Source organism: Hyphomonas polymorpha PS728, assembly GCF_000685315.1.
Classification (GTDB): domain Bacteria; phylum Pseudomonadota; class Alphaproteobacteria; order Caulobacterales; family Hyphomonadaceae; genus Hyphomonas; species Hyphomonas polymorpha.
Map to the genome: position 1 here is coordinate 1 of NZ_ARYM01000040.1, position 13,735 is coordinate 13,735.

Annotated in this window: 14 protein-coding genes and 1 tRNA gene; 9 read left to right on the forward strand and 6 right to left on the reverse strand. The window is 63.6% G+C overall.

What is annotated here, in order from left to right:
- Positions 1-393 (forward strand): hypothetical protein (locus HPO_RS20770; RefSeq protein WP_035602548.1); only part of this gene is annotated, 393 nt, incomplete at its 5' end.
- A gap of 44 nt (positions 394-437) precedes the next feature.
- Here the strand turns inward: HPO_RS20770 and HPO_RS18820 are convergent.
- Positions 438-1,052, reverse strand: a complete 615-nt coding sequence (locus HPO_RS18820; protein WP_035602580.1) for a glutathione S-transferase family protein — start codon at positions 1,050-1,052, stop codon at positions 438-440.
- Between the two features lie 209 nt (positions 1,053-1,261).
- Between HPO_RS18820 and HPO_RS20660 the strand changes: the two genes are divergently transcribed.
- The 5 genes from HPO_RS20660 (at position 1,262) to HPO_RS18840 (ending at position 5,536) form a co-directional block, all read left to right on the forward strand.
- On the forward strand, positions 1,262-1,438 hold the full coding sequence (locus HPO_RS20660) for a hypothetical protein (RefSeq protein ID WP_157532930.1): 177 nt from the start codon (positions 1,262-1,264) through the stop codon (positions 1,436-1,438).
- Positions 1,439-1,597: 159 nt separating this feature from the next.
- Positions 1,598-2,416: a hypothetical protein gene (locus HPO_RS18825; RefSeq protein ID WP_157532931.1), complete on the forward strand. Its 819-nt coding sequence runs from the start codon at positions 1,598-1,600 to the stop codon at positions 2,414-2,416.
- A 77-nt stretch (positions 2,417-2,493) separates the two neighbouring features.
- A complete protein-coding gene (proB, locus tag HPO_RS18830; RefSeq protein ID WP_035602551.1) occupies positions 2,494-3,609 on the forward strand; it encodes a glutamate 5-kinase in 1,116 nt (371 codons plus the stop codon).
- Entirely contained in the window at positions 3,606-4,070 is a 465-nt protein-coding gene (locus HPO_RS18835; RefSeq protein ID WP_035602554.1) for a GNAT family N-acetyltransferase, read from the forward strand. The genes proB and HPO_RS18835 overlap by 4 nt, the downstream gene beginning before the upstream one ends.
- Positions 4,067-5,536 carry a RimK family protein gene (locus HPO_RS18840; protein WP_035602557.1) on the forward strand — a complete coding sequence of 490 codons (1,470 nt, stop codon included), beginning with the start codon at positions 4,067-4,069 and terminating at the stop codon, positions 5,534-5,536. Before HPO_RS18835 ends, HPO_RS18840 begins: the two co-directional genes overlap by 4 nt.
- Positions 5,537-5,705: 169 nt before the next feature.
- Here the strand turns inward: HPO_RS18840 and HPO_RS18845 are convergent, their stop codons facing one another.
- Positions 5,706-7,496 carry a long-chain-acyl-CoA synthetase gene (locus tag HPO_RS18845; RefSeq protein ID WP_035602560.1) on the reverse strand — a complete coding sequence of 597 codons (1,791 nt, stop codon included), beginning with the start codon at positions 7,494-7,496 and terminating at the stop codon, positions 5,706-5,708.
- Positions 7,497-7,685: 189 nt separating this feature from the next.
- On the opposite strand from HPO_RS18845, the gene HPO_RS18850 reads away from it, so the two are divergent.
- The 3 genes from HPO_RS18850 to HPO_RS18860 all read left to right on the forward strand — a co-directional run bounded on the left by HPO_RS18850 (position 7,686) and on the right by HPO_RS18860 (position 10,379).
- Positions 7,686-8,570, forward strand: coding sequence for an acyl-CoA thioesterase (locus HPO_RS18850; protein WP_035602563.1), 885 nt, complete (start codon positions 7,686-7,688; stop codon positions 8,568-8,570).
- 161 nt (positions 8,571-8,731) lie between these two features.
- Positions 8,732-8,808: transfer RNA gene (locus HPO_RS18855), tRNA-Pro, on the forward strand.
- A 206-nt stretch (positions 8,809-9,014) separates the two neighbouring features.
- The gene (locus HPO_RS18860) at positions 9,015-10,379 is read left to right on the forward strand and encodes a tyrosine-type recombinase/integrase (protein ID WP_035602565.1); all 1,365 of its coding nucleotides are present in this window, start codon (positions 9,015-9,017) and stop codon (positions 10,377-10,379) included.
- A gap of 524 nt (positions 10,380-10,903) precedes the next feature.
- On the opposite strand, the gene HPO_RS18865 is transcribed toward HPO_RS18860, so the two are convergent.
- The 4 genes from HPO_RS18865 to HPO_RS18880 are packed head-to-tail and all read right to left on the reverse strand — an operon-like array spanning position 10,904 to position 13,710.
- Positions 10,904-11,764, reverse strand: coding sequence for a hypothetical protein (locus HPO_RS18865; protein ID WP_035602570.1), 861 nt, complete (start codon positions 11,762-11,764; stop codon positions 10,904-10,906).
- An 11-nt stretch (positions 11,765-11,775) separates the two neighbouring features.
- Positions 11,776-12,129 carry a hypothetical protein gene (locus HPO_RS18870; RefSeq protein WP_035602573.1) on the reverse strand — a complete coding sequence of 118 codons (354 nt, stop codon included), beginning with the start codon at positions 12,127-12,129 and terminating at the stop codon, positions 11,776-11,778.
- Positions 12,129-12,914, reverse strand: a complete 786-nt coding sequence (locus HPO_RS18875; protein WP_035602576.1) for a hypothetical protein — start codon at positions 12,912-12,914, stop codon at positions 12,129-12,131. Before HPO_RS18875 ends, HPO_RS18870 begins: the two co-directional genes overlap by 1 nt.
- On the reverse strand, positions 12,907-13,710 hold the full coding sequence (locus tag HPO_RS18880) for a hypothetical protein (protein WP_035602578.1): 804 nt from the start codon (positions 13,708-13,710) through the stop codon (positions 12,907-12,909). The genes HPO_RS18875 and HPO_RS18880 overlap by 8 nt, the downstream gene beginning before the upstream one ends.
- Positions 13,711-13,735: the final 25 nt, after the last annotated feature.

Here is a 13,735-nt window from a genome sequence, read left to right on the forward strand (position 1 = left end):
CAGAAAGCCGCCCAGCCCCGCGCGCCCGTCTTCAACATGCGAGAGCCCCAGCCCCGCGTGAAGTCAGACCATCTCCCCGCCTCGGAACTGCCGCGCATCCGTGTGCTGACAGATGATGTTCTCAGCGCGCCGCCCGTGCCCGCTGCGCCGCCGCGCGATCTTTCCGCAGGCTTCGCCCGCCGCCTCGCCGCGCTGCATGGCGCCCTGAACAATCCCCACGCCGTCGCTGCCCGCTGGCTGCGCCGCCAGTTCGCCGGCGCAGCGCCGAAGCCCTGCCCCCTCTCGCCCCACCGTATCCCCGGCCTGCGCAGCGCCCTCCCCGGCCACGAGAAAGATACCCTCCGCAGCCTGACAGACATGGCCTTCAGCTTCTTCGCCGCCGACACTTCCTGACGCGCCGTGCCCTTCGGCAAGCGCCCGAAAAATAACTGAAACTCTTAAGCTGCCGCACTTGGCCGCGCGCTCACGCGCGCGTGCCATGCTTTCACATGGGCTGCGCCCTCCGGCACCGGCAGGCCGATCCAGGCCGCAAAGTCCACCGTCGAAAGCGCGCAGATATCGGCCACCGTAAACCGGTCCCCCGTCACATAATCGCGCCCCGCCAGTTCCCCGTCCAGCCACATCAGCGCCCGCTCATAATGCCCCCGGTTCGACGCGCCAAACTCCTGATACTGAGGAACCACCACCTTCGCCGTGAACGGATGGGCATGGCGCCAGAACATCCCTGCCGGGCTCATCATCTGAAACTCCACCCGGCGCACCCACATATCGATCATGGCCTGCTCCAGCGCCCCATCCCCAAACAGATTCGGCTCCGGATAAAGGCTCTCCAGATAGCGGCAGATAGACACCGTCTCGCTGATACAGGTGCCATCGTCCAGTTCCAGCACCGGCGTCTGGCCCAGCGAGTTGCGGGCGATATGGTCGGCGGCCTTATGCTCGCCCCTGGCCAGCGCCACATCCACCAGCGGGATAGACACCCCCTTCTCGGACAGGAACATGCGCACGCGGCGCGGATTGGGCGCCGGCATCGGCGTGTTGTAGAGCTTCAAGACATTTCCCCGTTTCTGACTGTTTCTGTTTGCCGCCAGCTTGCGGGCAGCAGGCACAGCGGTCAACACGCGCGCGCCATTCCCCTTACGGAGCATTCCCTGGATGGAACTATCCGTTCCACTGGGCGTTCTATTGGTGGGACCAGGCGTCCCCCGCATGTCTACTGGCCTGCGCTGATGCGCCTCCCCGAAGCAGAAGGAGCACACGTATGCAGTATGAAACCCGCAACACAGAGTCGCATGAGGAAGTTACTCCCGTCGAGGCCCGCCAAGGCCGCCGTGTCGGTGTCTGGAAGATCCTCGCCGCGTCGCTGGTGCTCGTGGTGGTCGGCTTCCTGATCATGGGCGGCCTCTTCGATTCCGGCCAGGCGCCCCCGCCGCCATAACCCTGCCTGAACGGCAAATCTCACCCGCCAGGCAGCTTTCAGTCCGCCGGAGGGGGAGTTTTCGCCGCTATTGGGGCCGGATCGCGGCGCTTCCTCTCGCCTTTGACGTGCCGGGCGTGTATCGCACCTGCGATCCCCTTCATCATGCCGGTGCCGTTGATGTTCAGCTCCCTTGCCGCCCGTCCGCGCCGTCTCGGCCTCGCCTGCGGCGCGGTGGCAACCGGTCTCGGCATTGTGTATCTTATCGCGGCCGGCGCGCCGCTTCTTTACCCTTCCGTCAACGCCGCCGCCTTCGGGGTTGGGGCCGCCTTTGTCCTGATCGCTGGCAGGGCCCGTCTTCCCACGGGCCCCGTCCTGCTTGCTCTGGCCGCAGCCCTCTTGGCCACCAGCCTGTTTGGTGTATCGGCCGATGGCGCCACCCGCTGGATCGCGCTCGGCCCGTTGACCCTTCAGCCCAGCCTCATCCTGCTGCCGGTGATGGTAACGGCCTTCGCCCGCCAGCCAACGCGCCTGGCTGCAGCGGCCATCGCCATCGCGGCTGTGGCAATGGCGCTGCAACCTGATCGCGCCATGGCCGGCGCTCTGGCCGCAGGTCTGGCGGCCGTTGCCGCCCTCCGCCCCCGGCGCGAGACGGTCCTTGTGCTGATTATCTCGCTGATGGCCTTCGCCGCTGCCTTTGTTCAGCCCGATCAGCTCCCGGCCATGCCCTTTGTCGAGCGTGTATTCTACACGTCCTTCGCGGTCCATCCGCTCGCCGGCCTCGCCGTGCTGGCCAGCGCCGGCGTGCTGCTCCTGCCTGCGCTCCTTGCCCGTTCGGCCACCAGCGCCGCCTTCGGGGCAGTCTGGTTGGCCATCCTTTTTGCCGCCGCCCTTGGCAATTACCCCACGCCCTTCGCGGGCTATGGCGCCAGCGCCATCCTCGGCTACCTTATAAGTCTCACCGCCCTTTCCGCCGGCCCGCCCTCATCCCCGGCCTGATCCCTCTCACGGGTCTCCGGCGGGCAGTCACCAGCCCCACTCGCCTTTACGCAAAACGGCGTGTATCTCCCTCAGCCATGACTTCAGACACCCTCGCCCGCGCCCGCCGCATCGTCGTGAAAACCGGCTCCGCCCTCATCGCCGAGGCCGGCATGCCGCGCCATGCCTGGCTTGCCGCGCTGGCCGCTGACATCGCCAGCCTGCGCCAGCGGGGCAAGGAGGTCATCCTCGTTTCCTCCGGCGCGGTCGCCCTTGGCCGCTCGGCCCTCGGCGCGCCCTATCAGGGCCGGCTGGAGCAGAAACAGGCCGCCGCCGCCATCGGCCAGCCCCGCCTGATGGCCGCCCTGGGAGACGCCCTCGCCCCGCACGGCATCGCCGCCGGCCAGGCCCTGCTCACCCCCGGCGACACCGAAAACCGCCGGCGTTGGCTGAATGCCCGCGCCACGCTGGAAACCCTGCTGGAAGCCGGCATCATCCCCGTCATCAACGAGAACGACACCGTCGCCACCGAAGAAATCCGCTATGGCGACAATGACCGCCTCGCCGCCCGCGTCGCCCAGATGATGGGCGCAGACGTGCTGATCCTCCTCTCCGATATCGACGGCCTCTACACCGCCGATCCGCGCTCAAACCCCGCCGCCACCCACATCCCCTTCCTCGAAGCGCTCACCCCGGAGCATGACGCGATGGCGACCGGCGCCAACGCCGCTGCCGGTGTCGGCTCGGGCGGCATGGCGACCAAGCTTGCCGCCGCCCGCATCGCCCATGCCGCCGGCTGCTCCACCCTCATCACTCTAGGCAACCGCGAGTATCCCCTCGGCGCCATCGAGGCGGGCGAGCGCGCCACCCTCATCGCTTCCCGCATCAGCCCGGCCAAGGCCCGCGCCGCCTGGCTCGAAGGCCACCTCAAACCCGAAGGCGAGATCACCGTCGATGACGGCGCCGCCGCCGCCCTGGAAAAAGGCGCCAGCCTCCTGGCCGTCGGCGTGCGCGGGGTCACCGGCCAGTTCGAGCGCGGCGCCGCCGTCGCCGTGCGCGCGCCCGATGGCCGCCTCCTGGCCAAGGGCGTCACCGCTTACGGCGCAGAAGACATCCGCCGCATCGCCGGCCGCCGCACAGAGGAGGCTGAAGCCCTCCTCGGCTACAAGGGCCGCCCCGCCATCATCCACCGCGACGACATGGTGCGCCTTTGATCATTCGCCCTGCCACCACCGCCGACATGGACGCGCTGGTGGCCCTGGAAGCGAGCTTCCCTGAAGAAGACCGGTTTGACCGGCGCACCTGGCGGCGCCTCCTCTCCGGCCATGCCCGCGTCCTCGTCTGCGAGACGGCCCCCGGCGGCCTCCTCGCCGCCGCCGTGATGCTCTACCGCAAGGGCGCCCGCATCGGCCGGCTCTACTCCATCACCGTCGCCCCGTCGGCCCGCGGCCAAGGCCTCGCCCGGGGGCTGATGGCGGCCTGTGAAGCCGATGCTACAGATCGCGGCGCCCGCGCCATCCGGCTGGAAGTGCGCGTCACAAATAGTTCAGCCATCCGCCTTTACGAGGCGGGCGGTTATCGCGTAATTGCGACCCTTGAGTCCTACTATCCGGACGGAGAAGCGGCGCTGCGGATGGAGAAGTCTCTAGAAGCGCCCTCTAATGGAGCCCCATGACCGATTGGGTCGTGCTTGTTGAATCGGCAAGCGACATATCTCAGGCAGAGACACCGCACAAAGTCCTGCGTATCTCCGACTATATCTCAAAGCCTGCGCTGTTCACCGGCCGGCGGCCCTACATCCTCAATCTCGCCCGCTCCTACGCCTACCAGTCGGAAGGCTATTACGCCTCCCTGCTAGCCGAGGCACGCGGCCACCGCGTCAGCCCCAGCGTCCAGACCATGGTCGAGCTGTCGAAAAAGACACTCTACAACCATGCCCTGCCAGACCTGGGCGAAACCCTGCAAGAAGCCCTCGCCAAGGGCGCCCCGAAGGTCGACACCCTGTTCGTCGCCTTCTCGCGCACCGAGATCCCGGCCTATGAGCGCCTTGCCCGCGAAGCGATGGACTGGTTCCGCACGCCCGCCCTCGAAATCGAGTTCGACGAGGAAGCCCCCCACGGCATCGGCCGCATCCGCGCCGTCCCACCCCACAAGCTGAAAGACCAGCGCCGGAAATTCTTCCTCGATGCGATGGAGGCCTACACCAAGGGCCGCGTGAAGAACGAGAAGACCCGCGCGCCCGCCAAATGGGCCCTCGCCGTGTTGGTCGACCCGCAGGAAAAGACCGCCCCGTCCAAACCCGCCTCCTTGAAGCGCCTCGCCGATGTGGCCGAGAAGATGGGCGTCGAGGTGGAGCTGATCGACCCGACTGACCTGCCATCGCTGGCCGAATTCGACGCCCTCTTCATCCGCGCCACCACCTCGATCGACAATTTCACCTACCGCTTCGCCCGCCGGGCTGAGCAGGAAGGCATGCCCGTCATCGATGATACCCATTCGATGATCCGCTGCACCAACAAGGTCTATCTCAAGGAAATCCTCGAGAAGGCCGGCCTGCCCATTCCGCGCACGGAGATTGTTGACGAGAAGACCGATCTCGCCGGCGTGTTCGAGCGCCTGGGCAGCCCGGTTATCCTGAAAACGCCCGATGGCAGTTTCGGCATCAACATGGTCAAGGCCCAGTCCCTGGACGAGCTGAAAACCGGCGCCAAGAAAATGTTCGAAGATACCGCTCTCATCATCGCCCAGGAATTCCGCCCAACGAAATTCGACTGGCGCATCGGCGTCCTGAATGGCGAGCCGCTCTATGCCTGCCAATACCGCATGGCGCGGGGCCACTGGCAGACGGTGAAGTATGGCGACAATGGCAAGTCCACCGAAGGCGGCTTCACCACCATGCCCGTGGAAGACGCGCCCCCCGAAGTCGTCAACGTCGCCGTCCGCGCCGCCAGCCTGATCGGCGATGGCCTCTATGGCGTAGACCTGAAAGAAACCGAACAGGGCGTCATCATCATCGAAATCAACGACAACCCGTCAATCGATCATGATGTCGAAGGCGCCGTCCTGAAAGATGAAATCTGGAGACGGATCATCTCCTGGTTCTCCACCCGCCTCGAACGCCGCATGGGCCGCGCGGGCTGATCCAAGCGCAACGCCAAACCCCTCTCCCCTTGGGAGAGGGGCGAGTTGCATCCAGTCTGGCTGTCCGTGAGATGGCGCGGTGAAACCCCTCTCCCGCGAAGTGGGAGAGGAGGGGCCCATTGCGCGGCAATGGGAGGTGAGGGTCTTCCTCTCCTCCCGCACAAAACCCCTAAAACTTGAACCCGCCCGCCAGCAGCTTCGCATACCGCTCCGCCGTCACCGGCGCGTAGCCGCCTTCGGCCGGGTCATACATCCACAGCGCGTCGCCTTCGACCTTTGCCGGGTCAAACCCTTCGGCCACCAGCTCCACCTTACGATATTTGAACGTGCCGGTCGTTTCCGCTTCCGGCTGTACCCGGATGAAAACCGGCACGGCATAGGAGGGCAGCATCCCGGTGAGCCGTTTGTGCAGCCCGGCGAAATCCACCTCGCCGTCCAGCGTCACGGCGGCCATACCGGCCTTTCCGTCCGTCCCCGGAACAGGCACGCCATAAACGTTGGCCGTGGCCACTCCGTCGATCTTCGACAGCGCCTCGCCCACTTCATTGGTCGAGACATTCTCACCCTTCCAGCGGAAGGTGTCGCCGATCCGGTCAATGAAGTAGATATAGCCGGCCTTGTCCTTCTTCAGCAGGTCGCCGGTGCGGAACCAGAGATCGCCCTTTTCGAACACATCACGCAGCAGCTTCTTCTCGGTCGCCTTCTGATCGTTATAGCCTTCAAAGCGCTGGCGGACATCGTCGCCGATCTTGCCGATGGCCTCGCCCGGCTCGCCGATCGCGGCGGGAATGCAGAAGCCGTCCGGCCCGCGCACGGGCTCCTCGGTCTCGATGTCGAACTTGACGAAGCCGACATGCGCAAACTGGCTTTTCAGCCAGCCGGGAATGCGCCCGATGGCGCCCGGCTTGCCGTCAAAATTGATGAAGCTGACATTGCCCTCGGTGGAGCCATAGAACTCGGCCAGATGCGGAATATTGAACCGCTCCAGGAACTCTTCCCAGACTTCCGGGCGCAAACCATTGCCAAATCCGGTGCGGATCTTGTGCGCCTTCTCCTTGGGATGGGGCGGCGAGTTCACCAGATACCGGCACAGCTCGCCGATATAGACGATGGCGGTGGCGCCCTCATCGGTCGCGTCGTCCCAGAAGGCGCTGGCGGAAAACTTCCGTCTCAGGATGATTGTCGCGCCGGTCATCAGGCCCTGCCCGATGCCGCAAAGCCCGCCCGTGCCATGATAGAGCGGCAGGGTGATGTAGATCCGGTCCTTCGGCGTGATGCGGCAGGGCGCGATGAAACTCTTCATCATCCCCTGCGTGCGGGCATGGGTCAGGCGCGCGGCCTTGGGCAGGCCCGTGGTGCCGGAGGTATACACATAGAGGCAGAGATCCTTGCCCAGAAGGCCAGCGCGGTGGGCCCGATCTGGCCGTTGTGGCGAGGCAGCGGCCAGCGCCGCGCCGAGGTCTTCCCCCACCTGCCCGCCCAGCGTCCACACCGTCGGGGCATCCTTGAACAGGGCTGCCGCGCCGATGATCGCGCCGTCCTGCTCGGCCCCGGTCACGATCAGCTTCGCGCCCGAAATATTGACGCAATGGGCCAGCGCGTCGCCTTCCAGATTGTGGTTGATCAGTGCCGTGACGACCCCGATCTTGGCAAAGCCTGCCCAGGCGGCGACGTAATCGGGCCGGTTTTCCATGAAGAGGGCGATGCAGTCGCCTGCCTTCAGCCCCTGGCCCAGCGCCCAGTTGGCAAACCGGCTCGCCTGGGCGTCAAACTCGGCATAGGTCGTCGATTGGCCCTCGAATCGGAAAGCGATGTTGCCGGCAAACTGGTCAGCCGCGCGTTCGTAATCGTCGGCCACCAGGTTCTCGGAATCGGGAGAAATGTCCCCGGTCCATTTCTTGACGAGCAGAATATCCTGGAACAGCCGGTATTCGCGGCCAATCTTGGCAAAAAGGTTCATTTGCGGCGCCTCCCAACGCAGAGGGTCGGATTGGATGTTTTGGGTTTTTATTGAATTTAACAGATGGGATTATTGCAGGGATTGTCAAAGAATTCGCTAACCATAACAGGGAATTTGCGGCAGGTTTGCGTTCCGTGTCAGGTCTGGTAGATGCTGCGGCGCACAAGAAACTCATAAGGAACATGGACCATGGCGAAGGACCCGGTTGGCGACCTGCTCACCCTGCTCGACATCGAGCGGCTCGAACATGACCTCTTCCGTGGCCAGAGCCCGGATGAGGAAGAAAGCCAGCGCGTCTTCGGCGGCCAGGTCATCGCCCAGTCCCTCGTCGCCGCCTACCGCACCGTGCCGGACGACCGGCCCTGCCACTCCCTGCACGCCTATTTCATCCGCCCCGGCGACCCGTCCGTGCCGATCATCTATCAGGTCGACCATTCCCGCGATGGTGGCTCCTTCACCACCCGCCGCGTCGTCGCCATCCAGCATGGCAAGCAGATTTTCAACCTCGCTGCTTCCTTCCAGGTGCAGGAAGAAAGCTGGCACCACCAGCATGACATGCCGCAAGTCCAGCCGCCCGAGAGCCTCAGCGACCGGATCGAATGGCGCCGCAAGTTTGCCGAAAACGTCCCCGAGCGTCATCGCGGCCATTTCCTGCGCGAACGCCCCATCGAGATGCGCGAGATCGACCCGCTGGACCCGCTGAACCCGGCCAAGGCGTCGGATGTCCACGCCCTCTGGTTCCGCGTTGCCCGCCCCATCGACGAGGCGCCCTGGATCCACCACTGCCTGATGGCCTATGCCTCCGACATGGCCCTCCTCGGCACCGGCTCGCGCCCCCATGGCGTCTCCTGGATGAACCGGGAGCTGATGTCCGCCAGCCTTGACCATGCCATGTGGTTCCACGCCCCCACCAAGTTCGATGAATGGCACCTCTATTCAATGGACAGCCCCTATGCCGGCGGCGCGCGCAGCTTCAACCGCGGGTCCATCTATGATGCTTCCGGCCGGCTGGTCGCTTCGGTGGCCCAGGAAGGCCTGATGCGCCGGGTCACGCCGAAACCGCGCCAGGGCTGACCGTCAACGGGCCTGAGATGGGCCCGAATTGTCCGGATTTGTCCGGATTTGTCCGAAACCTGTCCGGAAATGCCGCCCTCTGGCGCAATCCTCACAGCTGCGGCGCCCCGGCACAGCGAAAAGCGCTTGCACCCCGGCCCCATCTGATTACACCGGGACTCCGGAGCGTAGCGCAGTCTGGTAGCGCATCTGGTTTGGGACCAGAGGGTCGTAGGTTCGAATCCTATCGCTCCGACCATCTCCCCTCGGGCGAGATTTCCTGCAAACACTGCAGAATGGCCCATAGATACAGCCCCTTCACACCTAGCCTTCCCTGCTTTTCGTTTTGCGTCATCCCAGACAAAGCCGGACAATTTCCGACTTTCCGAGGTGGCTCAGAGGTGGCTTGGGTGGCACGCGGCTTGAAAGCCACCGTCTACAGACTCGAAGGAGCGAGACGGACCCATGGCCAACAGCCGATTGAAACTCACCCAAACCGCCGTCACCCGGCTGATCCGTGAGCATGATGGAAAGAAGAAGGCGCGGCATTGGGACACCGAAGTGCCCAAGATGTTTCTGTCCATCACACCCAATGGCAGCGCCGCCTACAAGCTCCTTATCGTAAAGCCGGACGGCTCCAAGTCAGACACAAAGCTGATCGCCACCAGTGATGGCTCCCCTGACATTGCCCGCTCGCTGGCCATCAAGGAGTTGGGCCGTATGGCTTTGGGCGGGGCTGATCCTGTCACACAGCGACGGCGGGCCAAGGCGGAAGCCAAAGAGCAACGGGAAGCAACCTTCCAAGCCCTCGCAGACCGCTTCATGGGCGCCCCTGAGAAAACCCCTCCCATTCTCTCGCAACGAACCTATGATGAGCGGGAGCGCCTGCTGCGAGAACACATCCTGCCCACGCTTGGAGAGAAGCCCTTCCGGAAGATCGCCAAGTCCGAAGTGCGCCAGCTAATCCGCGATATTCAGGCACGGGCTGCCAAACATCCCCGCGCGTTCACCTCCTCTAATCCCGGCGCCAAGCTGGCTAACGAATGCCAGGGCGTCATCCGTGCCATCTATGGCTGGGCCATCGCGGAAGACCTGACCGAAGCCAACCCCGCCGGCTTCAAGAAGCTGTTCAAGGACAGCCCCGACAAGCGCCCTGCAATGCCCGAGGAAGCGCTGCAGCTGATTTGGGCGGCCCTGAGTGCCGACCTGGAGGTGAAGGCCCCAGCCGACTCCAAGGAAGAGAAGAAACATCGGCGCGGCGCGTCCTCAGCACTGGCTATTATGCTTCACGCGGTCACTCTCCAGCGACCTGCAGAGATCGCCGCCGCGAAACGGGATCAGTTCGACTGGACACCGGGCCGGGAGTTGTGGCGCATCCCTGCCGGGCAAACAAAGACGAATGAAGTCTATGAGGTGCCGCTATCTCCGCTCGCGGTGGGGCTGTTCCAGAAAGCCCTCTCCCTTCACAATCAGGCCTGGGTGTTTCCGAATGAAGCGGGCGACGGCCCAATTCGCCATGATGGCCCCAAGCAAAGGTGGATCAGGGTTCGCGAGCGCACCGTTGCCGCCGCGAAGAAGAAGGGCCAGACTTCCCCGCTGGCCGGAGTGCAACTCTACGATTGCCGCCGCCTTGGCCGTACACTGATGGTAGACCGGCTGGGCATCGCCCCCGCCATTGCCGAAGCCTGCATCAATCACGCCCCGGATCGCTCCATGCAAAACCGTTACTATGTCGGCAACACATCAGCAGAGGTGCGGCGGGCAATGGACCTGTGGAGTGCGGAGGTGGAGCGGATTATCGGGCCCCGCCGCAACGCAGGCCGGCAATAAAGTTCTGTGTACCCCATTTACCGGCGCAAGCAGGAACTGCCCCAAGGGACTTGATCAGGTTCGACCCCCGAATATCGCGTCGAACCCGCCTGGGCGGCGGAGACGCAGAAATTATGATAGAAATTTCAACAGGTTAGGCCACCAGGCTCGACGCAAGTGACGCGCTTCGAAGCGAGAGATTATTCTCCATTATATCAATGTACTACAATTTTCTGAAGGGCGAATTGTATCCCATCAGGTATCCGGTTTGTATCTCACTCCTCTGGTCCGCCTCAGGGCAATTAAAGGTTCTGCTCTCCAGGCCTGACGCCGACGCAGGCACCATGAAACGCCTCCTGCGGTCCCCTAGCGCCCCCTGATTCCGGCGTCCGTCAGGCCCTGATCGGGCGCCCGTCACCCCTCTGACAATTCCGGGCGCGACCAAGAGCGACACCCCAGACGCGGAAGCGCTCCGCAAGTCGCGAATTGTTGCGATACATACAGAACAAGGCTCAGGACAAGCTTTCGTCCGGCCAAAGAGGATTTTAACTCTGAGCCATAAATGTCTGGAATAGCGCATAGACGTAGCGGTCATGAGCGCCGACGGGGAAGCCCGCCATGAACTGCTCTTCCGTCAGCCATTGCTGGGCGACGCCTTCTTCGGGCGGCCAGACAGTATCGGCGCGGTTGCACAGCCAGGCCCGGCAGTTAATATCGAGCCAGTCGCAAAATTCGTGATCCTGCGCGCCCTTCAGCGTTAGCGCCTGAACGATGGCGCGTTCATTGAACTCATTGGATGTGTTCAGCCAGGTTATTCTCCGCCGCGCTTTCCACAGTTCTTCGAGCTTCTGCGCCTTAGGCGATAAGTCCCGCATCAGGCTGAAACCGGGCAGCCGCCATTCATAGCCATGGGAAAGCCCGCGCGGGTCCGGATCGAATTTATCCGATGGCGCGATGACGCCGGGAAGGTCATAGCGCTCGACAAGGATGTTCGATTCCTCGTCCATGACGAGATAAACGCGATAAGCGGCCTTGGTGCGAATATAATCGGGAGCCGCCGGCAAGGGCGGCAACTCAACGCGCTCGAACTTCCAGCCGAGGTAATTTTCGATGTCGTCCATGGCGTCGTCCGCCTTGCCGCGCACGGAGGGCTCCATGTCATGCAGCGCCGCCTCGAGAATCGGCTTGACCCTCGCTTTATTCAGCTTTCGGGTCACGCGCGCGAGATGACCGAAACCGATCATGGCGTTGCCGCGCACGAAAACATCCGGATGGGTGGAAAGCGCAATGCACACGGATTCGACATTCACGTCTTCCGGCGGGTTCATGGAAAAGTCGATGGGCAGCAGCGCCAGATATTCGAGCGGCGTGTCGTCATCGTCTTTCGTCTGGTTCTGTTCGGTCATGCTCTCTCGCCTTAAAGATCGCCGCGCGTCACTTCTTCGAGCAAGCGCTCGATGCCGCCGACGATTTCCGCGCGGTCTTTGGTTTCATGCTTCTGAAGAAGCGTTCCCGTAAAATCGCCTTCGTAAAGCCGCATGACGAAGCGGCCGTCCGGTTCGCCTTTCGGATACCAGCCGAGATCGAGAAGCCGGTTGCGGCGCTCGTGCTTGAGCTGCAGGAGCGATTCTTTCAGCAGCGTCCAGGCGTCCGGGTGATCGACGTTCACCTCGCAGAAGGAATTGTAGGAAACCATCCAGCCTTCGGAGATGCGCAAGGCCTGCAACGGTTCGTCTGCGGCGAGCGGGATGACTGTAACGAGTCGGGCCATTAGTCGCCGCAATCCATGGGCGCGTCGAGGCTATCGCTCGAACAGGCAAGGCGTGCGTGGCAAATCTCTTTCACGCCGTCGGCGAGACGAGCGGCGAATGCGTCCGGCCTGTCTCCAAAAATGGCGCGCTCGGCAATGGGCCGGAATCCGTCGCGCCAGCCGATGGCGAGCGCGGCGAGATTGGCGTCCAGCGCCTCGACGGCTTTTTTATCGCCCTCGCCGGTCTTCATCGTCAGGAGCAAGTCCTCGACCACGCTAAAATAGGTGAGAAAGGCGGCGATGCCTGGCCCCGGATCGCGCGCGGTCTCCGTCGGGACAGCGAGCATTTCGCGGGCCAGCGCGACGCGCAGATATTCGGTGTGGTGATCGCCCTGCGGATCCCAGATTTCGCTTTTCAGCATCTGCCCGATCATCGGCGCAAGATCGAGCGGCCGCTCCATCCGGGGCAACAAGCGTCCCATGCGGGGGATGAGGTCTTTGGTCTGATCGTGAAGAAACGCATAGCGTTCCGCGCGCGCTTCCTCATCTTCCATCGCGGCGGCGGTTTTGACGCTCCGGCGCGCCGTGCCGATAAAAGCGCGGAACCGCACGTCGAGATCGTAATAGCTGTCCTTGAAATAGGTCCGGACAGCCGCGTCCTTCACCCATTGTCCGTCATCGCGGCAGGCCTCTATCTCGGCGTCTTCCAGACCGTCGAACGACGGCTGCGCCGAAACAGCGGCGGGGAAGACGAGGACGGCCGCGACGAGCAGCGCAGCGCTTCGCCGCAAGCGGGCTTTACTCATGTCCGGACTCCTTTGACTCTGTCATGCTTTTGGCTTCGATTTCCAGCGCCAGCGCGCGCTCGGCGCACATGCGGCTCACCCTTCCGGCGAGGCGGCTCGACAAATCGGTGTGATAGGGGCCCGAGATCGCCTTCTCGAACACGGGACGAAGGTCTTCCTCGTAGGTTTCGAGGACGATGCGCGGCATTTCGAGAACGGCTTCCCGCTCGGTCGGCGTCGCGTTTCCGCTGATCTGAATCTCCAACAGGTTTCTTGCAAGATCGAGATCGGTCATGAACCGGATGATCCGTCGGCCGGACTCGGGATAAGCGTCGAGCGCCTCTTTGGCGAAGGCGATGCGCATGACCGTATCCGCATCGTTCGCATCCGGGAGGTCTATCTGGTCGAAATAGATCCGGTCGGCGAAGTCCCCCATGTCGGGCCGTCCCGCTTCATCCATCTCGAACGGCAGCAGCCGCCCGAGGAGATGGATGGCCTCTTCCGCTTCAGCAAGAAGTCGGGCGTCATGAGCGTCGATCTGATCGGCGCGCAGGCGCTTGCGGACTTCAAAGCCACCGACAAAGCGGCGGATATGTACGTCGAAATCCTGATACCGGGCCTCGAAATCAACGGTCTTTTCCGCTTCCCTCACCCATGCGCGCGCATCGCCCGTGCAAAGCCTCGGCGCACTGTCATCAGCGGCGGTCACCGGCGCGATGGCGGCGGGTTGCGCCTCGCCGCGTGCGCCCTCGTGCGCACAGGCCGCGAGGGAGAGCGCGGTAAGGGCGGTCAGTATATGGCTTGCCCGTAGGAACATCGGTGTTCCCCGTCAGCGACTGTGA

What these genes read in the sequence shown, in the direction of transcription:
- HPO_RS18840 (WP_035602557.1), top strand. Translation starts at nt 4,067, where the DNA reads ATGACCGATTGGGTCGTGCTTGTTGAATCGGCAAGCGACATATCTCAG.
- HPO_RS18880 (WP_035602578.1), bottom strand. Translation starts at nt 13,710, where the DNA reads ATGTTCCTACGGGCAAGCCATATACTGACCGCCCTTACCGCGCTCTCC.
- HPO_RS18865 (WP_035602570.1), bottom strand. Translation starts at nt 11,764, where the DNA reads ATGACCGAACAGAACCAGACGAAAGACGATGACGACACGCCGCTCGAA.
- HPO_RS20660 (WP_157532930.1), top strand. Translation starts at nt 1,262, where the DNA reads ATGCAGTATGAAACCCGCAACACAGAGTCGCATGAGGAAGTTACTCCC.
- HPO_RS18870 (WP_035602573.1), bottom strand. Translation starts at nt 12,129, where the DNA reads ATGGCCCGACTCGTTACAGTCATCCCGCTCGCCGCAGACGAACCGTTG.
- HPO_RS18845 (WP_035602560.1), bottom strand. Translation starts at nt 7,496, where the DNA reads ATGAACCTTTTTGCCAAGATTGGCCGCGAATACCGGCTGTTCCAGGAT.
- HPO_RS18850 (WP_035602563.1), top strand. Translation starts at nt 7,686, where the DNA reads ATGGCGAAGGACCCGGTTGGCGACCTGCTCACCCTGCTCGACATCGAG.
- HPO_RS18825 (WP_157532931.1), top strand. Translation starts at nt 1,598, where the DNA reads ATGTTCAGCTCCCTTGCCGCCCGTCCGCGCCGTCTCGGCCTCGCCTGC.
- HPO_RS18875 (WP_035602576.1), bottom strand. Translation starts at nt 12,914, where the DNA reads ATGAGTAAAGCCCGCTTGCGGCGAAGCGCTGCGCTGCTCGTCGCGGCC.
- proB (WP_035602551.1), top strand. Translation starts at nt 2,494, where the DNA reads ATGACTTCAGACACCCTCGCCCGCGCCCGCCGCATCGTCGTGAAAACC.
- HPO_RS18860 (WP_035602565.1), top strand. Translation starts at nt 9,015, where the DNA reads ATGGCCAACAGCCGATTGAAACTCACCCAAACCGCCGTCACCCGGCTG.